Origin of the sequence: Fibrella forsythiae (assembly GCF_017353175.1) — a bacterium.
GTDB lineage: Bacteria > Bacteroidota > Bacteroidia > Cytophagales > Spirosomataceae > Fibrella > Fibrella forsythiae.
Map to the genome: position 1 here is coordinate 704,174 of NZ_JAFMYW010000001.1, position 13,690 is coordinate 717,863.

Here is a 13,690-nt window from a genome sequence, read left to right on the forward strand (position 1 = left end):
CTTGTTTCAGCGCGTGAGGGGGTTATTTTTGACAAATCTCTTTTTTATTCCCCGCTAACATCATGCTGAGCCGCGTTGCCAACTCAATTTACTGGATGAATCGCTACATTGAACGGGCCGAGAATTATGCCCGCTTCATGAGCGTGAATTTCAACCTTGCCCTCGATCTACCACCCAACGTGGTACCGCAATGGGAGCCGCTGCTTATTGCTACTGCCAACAACTTTGGTTTCTACGAACACTATCAGGAGGCAACCCGCGACAATGTGATCGAGTATATGACGTTCGATAAGCGGAACCCCAGTTCGATTGTATCCAGCCTGAATTTTGCCCGTGAAAACGCACGCACTGTTCGGGAGACGATCTCGCGGGAGATGTGGGAAAAACTGAACGAACTCTACCACATGGTTCAGGGAACCGGTAACCACGCCGACTGGAGCCTGGGTCAGACGCAGGATTTTTTTACCGAAATCAGCTACGGAGCGCAGCTTTTCTACGGCATCATCGACGCTACGATTACCCGCAACGAAGCCTGGCATTTTGCCCGCGTTGGCCGGTTCACCGAACGCGCCGATAAAACGACCCGGTTTCTGGACGTAAAGTATTTCACCCTCCTCCCCGCCGACGGATCAGCTTCGACCACGCTCGACCTGGTGATCTGGGCCGCTGTGCTTAAATCGGTGTCGGCCTATAACATGTTCCGGCAGCAGTATCGCAGCTTAACGCCCGCCAACATTGTGGAATTTCTCCTGTTGGATAAACTATTCCCGAGGGCGGCGGCACATTGCATTCGTCAGGCCGAATTATCGCTGTACGAAATCTCAGGTACGCTGGTATCGCAGGGGTTTGGCAACAGTGCCGAACGGGCTATCAGTAAGCTGAGGAGCGATCTGGAATTTACGGTGGTAGACGATGTATTTAAAAGCGGCCTGCACGAGTTCCTTGATAATTTCCAGACCCAGACCAACGAAATCGGTACGGAGATTTACAAAACGTATTTCGATCTGAAAGCTGTAGAGGCGTAAAGGAAAGGCGTCTTTTTGTCCTGGATATCCGGGAACAGGCCTGGCTCCACAGTTAGTTGTACATACTAGCCTGGGCGCCGGGCCTGTTTAGTGCCGCCTATTTCTTTGTTCTCATTCGATAGGCCATTACGGCTACGTTCCCCAGGTCGTCGAGCAATCGCCAGTTAGCGATGACGCCTACAACGGCGCCGATACCGGGTACAAGCTGAAGCATTTTGGCCAGGTCAATATAATCGCGGTATTCCTGCTGAAACGTCAGCCAATCGAACTGATGGATATCGTTGGGGAGCGTCTGGGAATAGGTTGTCCAGTTCTCGAGTTGCGCGAAGAGTTCCTGACGGCGGCTTTGGCTCGAAAACGCCAGTTGAAAGATATGAAGCAGGTAGAGCCGCTCCCGGTAGTCTGACACATCGTGCCCGTAGAGTGCGGCAATATCGTAGAGCATTTTCATTTTCAGACTCAACAGCAGCGGAAAATCGGCAAGGCCTACCAGCAGGCCGGCGGCACCGGTTAAGCCCCCTTCGGCCGCCCCAAATCGCTTATACCAGGCAATCCGGTTATGAACGGCTGCTTCGCGCTCTTCGAGCGATTTGTTCGTCAACGGCTTGGGAGCTGTGAACTCAGAACCTAGCAATACGGCACGAGTCATGTGTTTGATGGCTCCCGTTATCACCGCATGCACTTTATTCGGAATCAACCGGTTGATTCGTGTTTGCCACGATTTTGCCAGCCGGTTTGTCAATGAAGGCTTCCGGCGCATCTTTTCCGACCAGCGCACAACCTCCTGCTGAGCCGTCTGTTCGTAGGACGTCATTGAATCGAGTTGAGTGGACATACTGGTGATAACCCAAAACGCCCCAGCTTTGGCTGACTATATGCTGGATTTTCCACGAATGGTTTTTCCCTTACTCCAATGGCATCATGGTCCAGTCAGCGTATCACGTTACCGGGATTGTCAGTGCAGCGCGTCAACAACCCCGGCAAGTAGCATTACGAAAGCAGGCTCCGCCGTTCGTTGAAGGTTTTCAGCACAAACTCGCCGAAGATGGTATTGGCCCAGGCAAACCATTTGCGGGTAAACTTGCTGGCATCGTCTTTATGAAAGGCTTCGTGCATAAAGCCCGTCCCCGCATTGATGCTTTGTAACGTACGCAAACATTGCCTGATCTCGGCATCGTTGGTGCTTGTGAGGCCACGGATAATGATGCTGAGAGGCCATATCATATCGATACCGGCGTGTGGGCCACCAATACCTTCGCCTGCTTTCCCTCTGAAGAAGAACGGGTTATCGTCGCTGAGCAACAGCTTACGCGTATTCTGGTAGATCGGATCGCTGACGGGCATAGCTCCCAGATACGGCATAGCCAGGAGGCTGGGTACGTTGGCATCGTCCATCAAATTATACGATCCGTAGCCGTTTACTTCATAAGCATACACTTTACCATATTTTGGATGTGTCGTTACGGCGTGTTGCTTCAGCGCGGCATCTACTTCATTGGCCATTGTGCGCGCTTCGTTCGCCAGTGACGCGTTTGATTTTAAGGCCGTGAGCAACTCAGCCATTTGCCGGAGCGAGGTTACGGCAAAGAAGTTCGCTGGAATCAGGTACGGGTAAATGGTGGCGTCGTCGCTGGGGCGAAACATTGAGCAGATGAGCCCGTTGGGTTTGGCGGGGTATCCGTAACCACCTAATGGTACACCATCAGTGGCCCAACTCGTGCGCCGTTCAAATTTATAAGGGCCCTTTCCGGTCTTGCGTTGCTGTTCGCGAAACGTTTGAACAACCAGCCGCATGGCTTCCTGCCAGCTGGCATCGAACGGTGTTGTATCGCCTGTTCGTTTCCAATAAAAATAAGCGAGCCGAATAGGATAGCAGAGGCTGTCTATCTCCCATTTGCGCTCGTGGAGGCCGGGTTTCATGTCGGTGGCATCATTCTTCCACTCACCCGTTTTAGTCTGCTCTTTGTAAAAGGCATTGGCGTACGGATCGAACCGGATACAGCGCGCCTGCCGGGCAATAACACCAGCCACCAGTTGTTGTAGTGGTTTATCCTGCGACATCAGAGGCAAATAAGGCCATACCTGCGCTGTCGAATCGCGCAGCCACATGGCATCAATATCACCAGTGATGACATACGTGTCAGGCCTTCCATCGAGCATTGAGTGGTCAACGGTCGTATCGAGCGTATTGGGGAAGCAGTTCTCGAACAGCCACGCCATCTCCGGATTTTTTATTCCGTTCTTTACGGCCAGAATGGTTTTCTCAACGGCCTCTGACCGGAAATTGCGCTGCGAAAGCGGCACCCGAACAACGGGATAATCTGCCGCCGGTTTAGCCAGTGAGAATTGCCCTGCCGATACGGCAGCGGTGGTTAGGGAAGCCGTTTGAATGAATGTTCTTCGGTTCATATTATTTAATTACACTTACGTCTGCTCCTGCTGAGAGCAACGGAAAATTAGTTTAATCGGGTTATGGCTTCCAGCAAAATGGCGCCGCTGAGTTGAGTTGTCAGTTCCGCCTTTCCATCTGTGGGCTGCCTGGTCCAGTTGGGGCCAAACACGATCGCAGGCTTCTGAGTACCAGTTTGCCAGAGGCTTTCGGCGTTGCTGGTCAGAAAGCGAACAAACCTGTTCCGGTCAGTGGCAGGTGCAGCAGCTTCAACAGCCAGCAGGGCAAGATAACGGACAAGAACGGCTTTAAACAAGCCACCATCGCCATTTCCTTCGGCTTTTAGTATGCCTGAAGGCGCGAGATTGGCGTCGGTAAGCGTGAAATTAGCCGTCTTCACTGCCTCGTTCAGGTACGTATTGACCCTGGTAGCTCGGAACATCTCCACCCCTGCCCCGATCATCAGCCCCTGATTATAGGTAAACTTCCAGTTCAGATCGATCTTCCCATCGTTCTGGCGATTGATGCCATCGTAGACGAAGCCGGTTGCGGGATCAACAAGTGTTTTTAGTTGCCAATCGTATATCTTTTTCGCCCAGTCGAGGTCATCTTTCCGCTTGAAACGCTGGTAGAGGCGGGCGGCCAGAATAATTGCAGGCGCATTGGCTGGCGTATTTTTATAGTAGAGCTGCTTTTTCTGCCAGGCAATGCCACCACCCTGAACATCACTCCATCCAAGCTTGATATCATCCCACAAGAGCCGGGTGGCATCGAGCCATTTTTTATCCTTCGTGGCATCATACGCTCTGAGCATCGCCAGCGCATTCCAGAGCATATCGTCGTAATACGTGTTCAGGAACGAATTACCATTCTTGACCGGTACGCCAACAAACCAGTCATTCATATGGGTCAGGTAGCGGGCATCGTTCGTACGGGTATAGGCATCAACAAGCAGGTCGAGGGCATGAGCTTGCGGCCAGTAATTAAAGTCTGTCTTACCGCTATTGTTGACGTTAAAATACCGTCCAGCCGGGTTGAAGAACTGCGTATCCAGCGCCATACTGCTGCTATCAGCAATTGCATTCCAGTTCACTTGCTCGGGCTTGACGCCCTGTGCCAATATGCTGGCCGGGGCAGTTAGAAGACCTGCAAGAAGAAGAGTGAAGCATAAACTATTGAGTAAACATCTTGACGAATACAGCATGATCTGGTCGAATGGCGGAGTAAAATAGAGTGTTGCTATCCGCCGTACAGACAAAGACAATTTTACCCTTGCCTATCCTACATCCTTGGAGGAAAAAATTTAGTTTTTGGATTTGGTAAGCTGAAACAGTTTCCAATTTTCGTCCTCCCGACGGGAGGACAAAGACTACCGAAACAGATAAAACAACTAGTTAATCAGGGCCTCACCTGCATAAAAAAAGTCATCACCTGCTGGCAATGACTTTACAGTACAACTCAGATGATCAATTGAGGCGGCATCCGGCGGAAGTACGCTTACATAATCCGGCTTTCGTTTTCGCTTACAAAAGCGCCCCACGCCCCTTTCTTCGTCTTTTTGGTCGACCTTACAGGCAGCGCGTTTTCGTGGAAATGATGGCAGATTGCGATGGCCAGTGCATCGGTAGCGTCGAAAAATTCGGGCACTAACTCTTCGGCCAGCAGGCTGGATACCATGTGCGACACCTGCTCTTTGGAGGCATTTCCATTACCCGTGACCGATTGTTTTACCCGGCGGGGTGCGTATTCAACGATCGGAATGCCCCGTGATAGGGCAGCCGCCATCACCACGCCCTGCGCCCGCCCCAGCTTAAGCATCACCTGCACGTTTTTTCCGAAGAACGGGTCTTCAATGGCCATTTCATCAGGCTTATGTTCCTCGATGAGCCGGTGCATGGTTTCGTGCAGTTTCTGAAGCTTGAGTTGATGGGTCGTATATTTGGAGAGATTAATGACCCCATATTGCAACATCCGCATTACGCCCGCCCGAACCGAAATGACGCCATAACCGGCAATCACAGTGCCGGGGTCAACACCGAGGATGATTTTTTCAGTAACGGGAGTTTTAGAGGCCATATGTGCAAAGTAACGCTTTCGGAACGTATTCCATGCCCGACGTAACCAAAAAAATCACTCGCTGGGCCAAAGCAGCCACCTTTTTTTCACTTATTGGCTTCATCGGCTGGACGTTGCATCAGCAAACAATCCGCTGGTCCGATTTGCGCCAGCCGCTGGTTCAGACTAACTGGCGGTCGGGCTGGGCAGTTTTGCTGATTGTGTTGACGCCGTTAAACTGGTCGTTCGAAGCGCTAAAATGGCAGTGGCTCGTCCGGCGATTGGCTCCGCTACCTTTCGGCGAAGCGCTCAACGGTGTTCTCGCTGGTCTTTCGCTCAGTATGGCGCTACCTGGTCCATTGGGCGATACGGCGGGACGGGTGCTATCCATCCGGGCGGGGCAGCGCACCGGGGCAGTGGGTGCTGCGCTGGTGGCAGGTGGCATGCAGTTTTATGTGGCATTGGTGGTGGGTACGTTCGCCTGGGCAACGTACCTGACCAACGTACCTGAACGCGCTACTACGGCCGGAAACGGACTGCTTTTCCTGATGGCGGGACTCAGTGTGCTGGGCGTTGTGCTCAACTTTTGCCGTAGTCAGTTTGTCAGTTGGTCGGGGCGGTGGCCGCTGCTGAGTAGGTACGTTGTCTGGTGGCAGGTAATCGGGCAGTATACACATGGCGAAATGGCTATGGTGTCTGGGCTGGCCCTGTTGCGGCACCTGACCTTTTCGCTGCAACTCTACGCGGCCTTTCGGTTGTATGGCATTCTGCTGGCTCCTTTACCACTGGCAGCGGGGGTTGGCGTCATCTTTCTGGTCAAGACCATCACACCGGCCTTCAACTGGCTAAGTGATTTGGGGGTTCGTGAGGCGGCGGCTCTTTGGGTATTTGCCCCGTTTGGTCTGTCTGCTCCCGCCCTACTTGCCGCCACGCTGACGCTCTGGTTCGTCAATATTGGTCTGCCGGTTGCCCTTGGACTGGTTTCGCTTTGGCGGCTACGTGTTGCCAGCTCGTAACTGTTACTTACCATTCGGCCATGAAGACACCATCACGCCGAATTGAGTGCACGGCAATTCCGGGCGGCGGCGCCTGCGCCAACAAACTATCCGTCGGTTCGGCCCGGTTCGAATCATCGAAAATAACGTGCCGGGCTACCACCCGCCGGGTCAGCGACGCCCAATTAAGAACGGCAGTTCGACGTATGATGGCATAATCAACGACCTCAGGTAATCGCCAGGGGCGATACTCAGCTATTCGATTCACGAATAGAATACTGCGCCCTCGCCACACAGCCAGTGCCATGTCCGGGTAGTGCCGATAGGGCAGCGGAAAGGCGAGCGAATCGGCGCGCAGGCTGCCAACCTGCAGGCTATCAATTCCCCACTGCCCAAACGTGTTTTTGAGGTAGAAGTCGTAGTTGCGGGTGTTTGCCTGCCAGTCATCGTCGGTCAATACCAACGACTGATGGCCACTGGTAAAGCTGACGGCCGTTTTTCTGGGCAGGAAATGTACCGTTAACCGTTGCTGTTCGTTTTGCTGCAGTTTCTCGTAAATCACCAGCACCGCAAAACAGAACGACAATGCAGCCGTCAGATTCAGGTACGTTCGGTCGCGGGTCAATAATAGCAGGCAACCGGTGCCAATGAGTGCGTAGACTAACGCCAGACCCGTTGATGACAGCCACAGATCGCCAGGCGTAGCCCCGGGCAATTGCCCAACAACCTCGACGCTTTGATTCATTGACCAGGCTGTTTTCTGTAACAACCAGCCCAGCACGTCACCCAGATACGGTACCCAACCAAGCACCAACGTGGCAATTGACAGAGGCACCAACCCCGCCGATAACACCATCACGATTGGATTAGCCAGCAGGAAAAATGTTGGAAACGAATGGAAATAATAGATACCCAACGGAAACGTAAGCAGTTGAGCCGCCACCGCCACAACCGAAATCTCCCACAGTTTGATGCCAATCCAGGTGGTGGGTCGTAGCAGTTGATTCAGATACGGAACGAACGCGCCAATGCCGATTACCGCCAGGTACGACAACTGAAAACCAGCCGAAAACGCCGCAAACGGATCGTAACACAGAATGAGCAGGGCCGATGCCGCCAGCGTATTGAGCAAACTCTGCGTTCGGTTGATCAATCCCGACATCAACAGGAAAGAAAACATCAGGGCTGACCGCAACACGGGCGCCGAGAAGCCAGTCATCAACGCAAAGAACCAGAGCACGGCCAGCTTTATGCCGACAACCCACCAACTATTGCCCTTCCCCGGCGCAAGTTTTTGTAATAACCAGGTGAGCACCAGGAACAAAATACCGACATGCAGCCCCGACACCGACAAGATATGGACGGCTCCGGCAGCAGCGTATGACTGATACTGCGCCGGATCAAGATCATCGCGAACGCCAAGAATCATGGCATTGACAATACCATATTCCGCTTTGGTGCCAATGCTAGCAGTTAGTAGGCTATCGGCCCAGCGGTTGGTCTGGTAGGCCAGCGCCACCAGTCGGTTTGGCGGTTCGTAGCCCACGACGTGCCGTTGCCAGGCAAGCAAATACTGCTGGTGGAAAATACCCCGATGGGCCAGAAAGCGTTTGAAATCAAACTCACCCGGATTGATGGGCGGATCAACCAGGCGGGGCTGACCGGATACCAGCCAGATGTCACCGTATCGAGGCAGCGGAGTTGGGTGCAGCGAGTCTCCCTTGTCGAGGTAGATCATCACGCGCCCGGTCAACGGCTGAAATAAGTTGCTGCTGTTGCCGAGTTGACCCCGCCGGAGACTCAGTTCAACTTTATACGTTTTAGCGCGTGCCTCAGGCAAATTCGTCACCACGGCTTCGTAAGCGGTTGGTAACTGACTCGCATGGAGCAGATGCGTTGGCCGGCGAACCGGTGATTGACTATACACTGCCAACCAGCCAATGACGCCAAACAGCCCCAGCATGGATAAGCCTAGAGCCAGACTCAGCGGTTTAATGAGCCGTCGTTCGTTTCGATAGATGATCGCGCCAGCTACAACCCCGCTGGTGAGGGCAAGGCAAAGCGGCCACCAACGGGCATCGGGCCACGCTTCGGCCATAAAAATGCCAACCAGCATGGCACCAACGTACCTGAAAAAGGGATACCCCCGCACGACTATTGCGGCCCCGCCATTTGTTCGCCAGGCATTCGCTTACCGGGCAACACCATTTTGTAATGCTGGATATTACATTCCTCAAATTTCTGGCCAACGGGAACAAAGCCAAAATCAGCGTATAGCGGCATGGCCGTAACCTGCGCGTGGAGGTAAATACTTTCGATGGGTTCGGGTTGCTGCGCAAATACGTCATTCAACACCGCCTGAACCAACGCTTTTCCGACACCCTTCTTCCGCGCCGACGCCAGAACGGCAAACCGCTCCAGCTTAATGCCTTTGCTGGTCCGGCGCCACCGTGCTGTTCCAACGGGTTGGCCATCGAGCATGGCTAGAAAGTGATGACTGGTGTCTTCAAACTCATCATATTCCTCGTCGGCAGGTACGTTCTGTTCAACAACGAAAACGGCCCGACGAATGGCGAAAACAGTCTCTAGATCGGCTTTCGATTGGATTGTGGATACAGTGATCATAGTGGCGAAAGACGCAACGATTTACCGAATCAGCACACGTTGGCTAACTGTCTCGTTCTGCGTCTTGACCCGAAATATATAGACTCCCGCCTGTAAATTGGTAACCGGTAGTGTGATTTGTCGACTCAGGGTTGTTGGGTAAGCATCTGACTGTATAAGCCGCCCACTCGCATCAATCAGTTCGGTACTGAAGGCCTGGGAGCCCTTGAACTGCACGTTTACGGTACTTTGCGTCTCGCTCGGGTTCGGATAAACCAGCACCGTCAACTTTTCTGTTTCGGGCAATGCGCTATTCGCCTGGATCAACTGTAACCGCCTGGGACTTAGCTGCAAAACGGCCGCCATCCGATCGCGTTGCCCGCCCGTAAACACGTTCATACAGGCATCGGGCGTGTAATCCATATAATCTTCGATCAGGTTACGCGTGGTGACGCCCGGCTTGCAGGTTGAGAAGATATCCGTGCACCTGTCTGTTTCATTCAACGACTGGATAGGCGGTGTATCGGCCACATAATCATCGCCGCAATAGGTGTCGCCGTTGGGGTGAATCAGTCCCAGCCAGTGGCCAACTTCGTGGGTGGTAGTGCGCCCACAGCAATATAGGCTACTGGTGACGGTGCCCGTTTTCCGGCCAAAATAATGATGATCAATAACAACGCCGTCAATGCGGGCATCGGTATCGCCCAGTCCCTTCAGTGTATCGGCTGCGGTAGGAAACTGTCCGTACCCCAGGTAATTCTTGTTTGAAATAGCAGCTACCCAGATGTTCAGGTAGCGGTCAGATGGCCAATAAACGATGCTCGATAGGAGAAACAGGTCATTAAACAGATCGAAAGAGCTTTTGGCCGCGTAATAGGTGCGGGTAATGCCGTTGGTTGTCTGACCGTTGGGATCCTGGGTAGCCAGATAAAACTCAATATTCGTATCTACCGCAATCGGATTGGTCGAGCTACCACCCGGCGTTCCGGCTATTTTACGGTAGTCTTCGTTCAACACCTGAATCTGCGACAGAATCTGCGCTTCAGTGATATTAGGGTTGTTTGCTCCGCCAACTGTTCCTGTTGGCTGATTGTGCACCACATGAACCACCACCGGAATGCGATAAACCGTGGCGGCCGCTCCCCTTGCCTGCGGGTTGAACAACGTGTAGGTACGTACCTGATCGTTCAGCGAGTTTATCTGTTGAAGCCGACCGGGAGACTGCCGTTGCAATTGGGCTTCGATGATCGGGTTGGCACACCGCTGTTTATGACTATCGTCGTCAGCAGATGTACCCACGCTGGGTACGCCCGTTTGGCCAAAACCGCTGGTTAGCGACATCCACAAAAAAAGGCCGGTCAAAACAGCTTTCAGTTTACTGTCTTCTGTCTTCTGTTGGTTATCCAATTCGAGGGTCGCCCTGTTGGCAACGCCACAGAAAACGGTAGACAGCAAACTGAAAACTCCTCCTCTATTGTCCTGCTTTTTCATATGCACTGATAATGGCTTTCACGAGCCGGTGACGAACCACGTCGCGTCCATCGAGTTCAACAAAGGCAATGCCCGGAATATCCCGCAAAATACCGATCGACTCTGATAACCCTGATTTCTGATGCTTCGGCAAATCGACCTGCGAACGGTCGCCGGTGATGATGGCTTTTGAGGATGGCCCCATCCGGGTCAGAAACATCTTCATCTGCATGGCCGTGGTATTCTGCGCTTCGTCGAGCAGAATAAACGCGTTGTTCAACGTACGGCCACGCATATAGGCAAGCGGTGCAATCTCAATTGTCCGGTTCTCCAGGTAAAATTTAAGTTTTTCGGCCGGAATCATGTCGTCGAGAGCGTCATAAATCGGACGTAGGTACGGGTCAATCTTCTCTTTCAGGTCGCCAGGCAGAAAACCAAGATTTTCACCGGCTTCTACGGCAGGGCGGGTAATGATAATCTTGCGTACTTCCTTGTTTTTCAGGGCGCGTACGGCAATGGCCACGGCGGTATAGGTTTTACCCGTTCCGGCGGGGCCAATAGCAAACACAAGGTCACTTTTCTCGGCGGCTTCAACCAGTTTTTTCTGGTTGGCCGTCTTGGCCCTGACCACAATGCCCTTCGTACCGTACACCAGCACTTCATCGTCAGATACCGGTACGCTGTTCTGGTCTGATTCGTTGCCGCCACTCAGGTACGTTTGCACATTTTCGTGGGTCAGCTTACCATACCGCTGGTAATGCTGCATCAGCGATTCCAGAATGTCGGTGATGCGGGAAATTTCGGGCGTAGTGCCTTTGATACGGATTTCGTTACCCCGCGAAATGATTTTACTCATTGGAAAGGCCGCAGCCACTTCCTTGATATTAGTGTTTTCGACGCCCAGGAAATCGATGAGGGAAACGTCGCCGTCGAGAGTGATGATTTTTTCGACCAAACTGCTAGGGGAGATTAAAGAAGGCTGATTATTGGGGGCCATTTAAAGAAAAGATGCGTATCTGTTTAGTACAAATAACCAGCAGACTCGATCTCATTTCCAATGGACACCAGTCAACCTCTGAATTAGTAGAGTGATTTTACGTTGGTTGGTTGAATATACCGAATCGCCTTACCTACACAACACGATTTGGAAAAAATTGGCTCACCGGCCCAACCCTTACCGTATAATAACGGCACAACGAAAAGGCTGAATAATTGCCTGGTCCTCTCTATCTTGCTGACGGTCAACAACCTTGCAAAACAGGGCCGCTCACCCAGTCGTTTAATAAAAAAGATCTATTTTTGGGCTAACGATTTTTTTGGTGATAACCTGCTTTTTTAGGTGGTCAGCATCCTGTTTGTGATCAGTTAGTTAGCTCTTCCAAGTTAACCGATTCTGAATTTTGGGCCGTTAAGCAACTTGCCTTTACTGGCGCTTTCCGCCTATTTTTGTTTAACTATGGATACCAACAGCGGAGCGCCCCGCCCCAACAACAACTTTAGAAAGAATACCACTAACGCGCCGGGAAATCGGCAACAGGCAGGCATTAACCGATTCCTAGATACGGGTCTCGGCAAGTTGCCACCACAGGCGGTAGATCTGGAAGAAGCGGTTCTGGGCGCGCTGATGATCGAAAAAGATGCGCTGTCGGCTGTAGTGGACCTGCTGAAGCCTGAGACCTTCTATAAGGAGGCGCATCAGCGGGTTTATAAGGCGATTCTAACACTGTTCGCCAATTCAGAACCCATTGACCTTCTGACGGTTACCCAGCAACTGCGTAAAACTGGTGAGATCGAGCTAGTGGGTGGCGGAGGCTATATTTCGGAGCTGACGCTCCGGGTTAACTCAGCGGCCAACATAGAATATCACGCCCGGATCATCACCGAGCAGGCCCTGAAACGCGGATTGATCACGATGTCGTCGGAGATTCAGCGCGATGCCTACGAAGACACCACCGACGTCTTCACCCTCCTCGACCGGACTGAACGCGACCTGTTCCAGCTGACCGAGTCGAACATCCGCAAAACTGTCTCCGACATGCGCTCCATCGTGGGTGAAGCCCTGAAGGAGATGGAGACCAAGAAGAATCAGGAAGGCCTCACGGGGGTACCTTCCGGCTTCACCGCCCTCGACCGGTTAACATCCGGTTGGCAGCCGTCTGAATTGGTTATTATTGCCGCCCGGCCAGCGATGGGCAAAACCGCTTTCGTTGTCTCTGCCCTCCGAAATGCGGCGGTGGACCATGGCAAACCGGTGGCTATTTTCTCGCTCGAAATGTCATCGGTGCAGCTGGTCAATCGTCTGATTTCCGCCGAGGCCGAGATCGATTCGGAGAAGATACGGAAGGGGCAGTTGGCACCGCACGAATGGCAACAGCTTCACCACAAAATTCAGCGACTTACCGAAGCACCGATCTACATCGACGACACGCCTGCGCTCTCCATTCTGGAACTTCGGGCAAAATGTCGCCGGTTGAAGGCACAGCACGATATTCAGATCGTCGTGATCGACTACCTGCAATTGATGACCGGCGATAACAGCAAAGGGTCTAACCGCGAACAGGAAATTGCGTCGATTTCGAGGGCACTGAAAAACCTGGCCAAGGAATTGAACGTACCTGTGATTGCCCTGTCGCAGTTGAGCCGGGCCGTTGAAACGCGGGGAGGCGATAAAAAGCCGCAACTATCCGATCTGCGGGAATCAGGATCTATCGAGCAGGATGCGGATATGGTTATGTTCCTGTATCGTCCTGAATATTACAACATTACTCAAGACGAAGCGGGTAATTCAACGCTGGGCGTTGGTGAGGTCATCGTGGCTAAAAACCGGTCTGGCTCACTGGATACCATTCAGTTGCGATTCGTTAACCGTTTCACTAAGTTCTGTGACCTCGACGGTTACTTCACGCCGGTACCGGGTTCATTCCCTGAAGGCGTGTCGGGCATGAGCAGCTTCGATGGATCAGGAGCATCCGGCATGCCAGGGTCTATTCCGCCACCGGGTACCATGCCCCCGCTTCCACCAACGCCAGGTACGTTACGAAGCCGCGCCAACGATCTGTCTAACTTTGGTAATGCTGATCCAAGTCAGGAAACGCCGTTTTAAGCATCCAGAACCAGCTACAGAAAAAGCCCAGGGTGTTACTCTGGGCTTT

At 52.6% G+C, this 13,690-nt stretch carries 11 protein-coding genes; 3 read left to right on the top strand and 8 right to left on the bottom strand.

What is annotated here, in order from left to right:
* Nucleotides 1–62: 62 nt before the first annotated feature.
* On the top strand, nucleotides 63–1,025 hold the full coding sequence (locus J2I46_RS03530) for an alpha-E domain-containing protein (RefSeq protein ID WP_207327544.1): 963 nt from the start codon (nucleotides 63–65) through the stop codon (nucleotides 1,023–1,025).
* A 97-nt stretch (nucleotides 1,026–1,122) separates the two neighbouring features.
* On the opposite strand, the gene J2I46_RS03535 is transcribed toward J2I46_RS03530, so the two are convergent.
* From J2I46_RS03535 to ruvC, 4 genes are all read right to left on the bottom strand, one after another.
* Entirely contained in the window at nucleotides 1,123–1,839 is a 717-nt protein-coding gene (locus J2I46_RS03535; protein WP_207327545.1) for an EcsC family protein, read from the bottom strand.
* 176 nt (nucleotides 1,840–2,015) lie between these two features.
* Entirely contained in the window at nucleotides 2,016–3,434 is a 1,419-nt protein-coding gene (locus J2I46_RS03540; RefSeq protein ID WP_207327546.1) for a glycoside hydrolase family 125 protein, read from the bottom strand.
* 47 nt (nucleotides 3,435–3,481) lie between these two features.
* Entirely contained in the window at nucleotides 3,482–4,534 is a 1,053-nt protein-coding gene (locus J2I46_RS03545; RefSeq protein ID WP_207327547.1) for a glycoside hydrolase family 76 protein, read from the bottom strand.
* 377 nt (nucleotides 4,535–4,911) lie between these two features.
* Nucleotides 4,912–5,490 (bottom strand): crossover junction endodeoxyribonuclease RuvC, encoded by a 579-nt coding sequence (ruvC, locus tag J2I46_RS03550; RefSeq protein ID WP_207327548.1) that lies wholly within the window; start codon nucleotides 5,488–5,490, stop codon nucleotides 4,912–4,914.
* 32 nt (nucleotides 5,491–5,522) lie between these two features.
* Between ruvC and J2I46_RS03555 the strand changes: the two genes are divergently transcribed.
* On the top strand, nucleotides 5,523–6,485 hold the full coding sequence (locus J2I46_RS03555) for a lysylphosphatidylglycerol synthase domain-containing protein (RefSeq protein ID WP_207327549.1): 963 nt from the start codon (nucleotides 5,523–5,525) through the stop codon (nucleotides 6,483–6,485).
* Nucleotides 6,486–6,492: 7 nt separating this feature from the next.
* Here the strand turns inward: J2I46_RS03555 and J2I46_RS03560 are convergent, their stop codons facing one another.
* The 4 genes from J2I46_RS03560 to J2I46_RS03575 are packed head-to-tail and all read right to left on the bottom strand — an operon-like array spanning nucleotide 6,493 to nucleotide 11,493.
* On the bottom strand, nucleotides 6,493–8,616 hold the full coding sequence (locus tag J2I46_RS03560) for a ComEC/Rec2 family competence protein (RefSeq protein ID WP_207327550.1): 2,124 nt from the start codon (nucleotides 8,614–8,616) through the stop codon (nucleotides 6,493–6,495).
* 2 nt (nucleotides 8,617–8,618) lie between these two features.
* Nucleotides 8,619–9,089 carry a GNAT family N-acetyltransferase gene (locus tag J2I46_RS03565; RefSeq protein WP_207327551.1) on the bottom strand — a complete coding sequence of 157 codons (471 nt, stop codon included), beginning with the start codon at nucleotides 9,087–9,089 and terminating at the stop codon, nucleotides 8,619–8,621.
* Between the two features lie 21 nt (nucleotides 9,090–9,110).
* The gene (locus J2I46_RS03570; protein ID WP_207327552.1) at nucleotides 9,111–10,559 is read right to left on the bottom strand and encodes a T9SS type A sorting domain-containing protein; all 1,449 of its coding nucleotides are present in this window, start codon (nucleotides 10,557–10,559) and stop codon (nucleotides 9,111–9,113) included.
* Nucleotides 10,540–11,493 carry a PhoH family protein gene (locus J2I46_RS03575; protein WP_207327553.1) on the bottom strand — a complete coding sequence of 318 codons (954 nt, stop codon included), beginning with the start codon at nucleotides 11,491–11,493 and terminating at the stop codon, nucleotides 10,540–10,542. Before J2I46_RS03575 ends, J2I46_RS03570 begins: the two co-directional genes overlap by 20 nt.
* Nucleotides 11,494–11,994: 501 nt before the next feature.
* Here J2I46_RS03575 and dnaB point away from each other — a divergent pair.
* A complete protein-coding gene (gene dnaB / locus J2I46_RS03580; RefSeq protein WP_207327554.1) occupies nucleotides 11,995–13,641 on the top strand; it encodes a replicative DNA helicase in 1,647 nt (548 codons plus the stop codon).
* The last annotated feature ends 49 nt before the right edge of the window (nucleotides 13,642–13,690 follow it).

Excerpts from the sequence above, each read along its gene's own strand:
- J2I46_RS03555 (WP_207327549.1), top strand. The coding sequence starts at position 5,523 with ATGCCCGACGTAACCAAAAAAATCACTCGCTGGGCCAAAGCAGCCACC.
- J2I46_RS03535 (WP_207327545.1), bottom strand. The coding sequence starts at position 1,839 with ATGACGTCCTACGAACAGACGGCTCAGCAGGAGGTTGTGCGCTGGTCG.
- dnaB (WP_207327554.1), top strand. The coding sequence starts at position 11,995 with ATGGATACCAACAGCGGAGCGCCCCGCCCCAACAACAACTTTAGAAAG.
- J2I46_RS03530 (WP_207327544.1), top strand. The coding sequence starts at position 63 with ATGCTGAGCCGCGTTGCCAACTCAATTTACTGGATGAATCGCTACATT.
- J2I46_RS03540 (WP_207327546.1), bottom strand. The coding sequence starts at position 3,434 with ATGAACCGAAGAACATTCATTCAAACGGCTTCCCTAACCACCGCTGCC.
- ruvC (WP_207327548.1), bottom strand. The coding sequence starts at position 5,490 with ATGGCCTCTAAAACTCCCGTTACTGAAAAAATCATCCTCGGTGTTGAC.
- J2I46_RS03570 (WP_207327552.1), bottom strand. The coding sequence starts at position 10,559 with ATGAAAAAGCAGGACAATAGAGGAGGAGTTTTCAGTTTGCTGTCTACC.
- J2I46_RS03565 (WP_207327551.1), bottom strand. The coding sequence starts at position 9,089 with ATGATCACTGTATCCACAATCCAATCGAAAGCCGATCTAGAGACTGTT.